Origin of the sequence: Photorhabdus sp. RM71S (assembly GCF_042879355.1) — a bacterium.
Classification (GTDB): domain Bacteria; phylum Pseudomonadota; class Gammaproteobacteria; order Enterobacterales; family Enterobacteriaceae; genus Photorhabdus; species Photorhabdus kayaii.
Genome location: NZ_JBHFKV010000131.1, coordinates 1 through 1,250, shown reverse-complemented (window position 1 = coordinate 1,250; position 1,250 = coordinate 1). Strand labels below are relative to the sequence as shown.

1 protein-coding gene and 1 rRNA gene are annotated in these 1,250 nt (G+C 39.9%); one reads left to right on the top strand and one right to left on the bottom strand.

The features are described from left to right. A 16S ribosomal RNA gene (locus tag ACGF5R_RS24045) occupies positions 1 to 89 on the bottom strand; the annotation flags it as partial. A gap of 477 nt (positions 90 to 566) precedes the next feature. Here ACGF5R_RS24045 and ACGF5R_RS24040 point away from each other — a divergent pair. Next, a complete protein-coding gene (locus tag ACGF5R_RS24040) occupies positions 567 to 1,112 on the top strand; it encodes a gamma carbonic anhydrase family protein (protein WP_112879457.1) in 546 nt (181 codons plus the stop codon). The last annotated feature ends 138 nt before the right edge of the window (positions 1,113 to 1,250 follow it).

Below are 1,250 nucleotides of genomic sequence, written 5' to 3'. Positions count from 1 at the left end.
GCGCAAGCGCTTTCCTGTTACCGCCCGACTTGCATGTGTTAGGCCTGCCGCCAGCGTTCAATCTGAGCCATGATCAAACTCTTCAATTCAAAGCTTGATGCTCAAAGAATTTCACTGATTAATTAGTTCGTAATGAATTAACTGTTGTTCACTCTTCAAGACTTTAAAACGTATTTTTTTGTGATACGGTCTTGTGAGTACCCACACAGATTGTCTGATTAATTGTTAAAGAGCAGGCTGAAATAAAAATTGACATTCTCGTTCAGCCGGGCTGGGTATACTACGCTTTTCGCCCGCAGAGTCAAGCGCTTATTGTCGCTTACTCTGCCCGACCTCACAATGTTTATCAGCGTTGTGTCGGTCAGTGGTGGCGCATTATAGGGAGCTCAGATTTTTATACAATACTTTTTTTTCACACCCACCATCAACAGGCGAATCCTTGTTCTTTTTGAGTAAATTTTCGACCATCATAGCCCTATTCAACAAGTTTCTTTCATTGCATACTGGTATTTTCCTCACTAAAATCTTATTTAAAGTAAATCTCCATTTTTTCATCAGAGGTATACATGTCCGAAACGTTACGCAGTTACCTTGATATTCAGCCCAAAGTTGGTCAGAACGTTATGCTAGATTCATCTAGTGTAATCATTGGTGATGTTAGACTTGCTGATGATGTCAGTATATGGCCTTTAGTTGTCATCCGTGGGGACGTTAATTATGTATCTATTGGTACACGTACTAACATTCAAGATGGCTCTATATTACATGTGACACACAAAACAACAGACAATCCTGATGGTTTTCCTTTAATTGTGGGAGATGATGTCACTATCGGGCATAAAGTTATACTTCATGGCTGCACTATCGGTAATCAAGTACTCATCGGTATGGGCTCCATCCTACTTGATGGTTCAGTGATTGAAGATAACGTTATTATTGGCGCAGGCAGCCTAGTAGCCCCAGGCAAGATATTAGAAAGTGGGTACCTTTATATTGGCAGCCCTGCCCGCCAAGTCAGAAAACTAAAACCCGAAGAATTAAAAGGACTATGTTATTCAGCAGGCCATTACGTTAGCTTGAAAAATAACTATTTGCAGGAAGGTAATATGTAACGTCCCAAATGATCATCATCCTCGTTATTAATTAACCTGAACTCTGGATAAAAAAATGGAACTAAGTGCCTGTTCCAAGATCAAAATTTTCGACCAAGAAAAAAACGATCTTATTAGGAACAGGCATGGATAAACTAG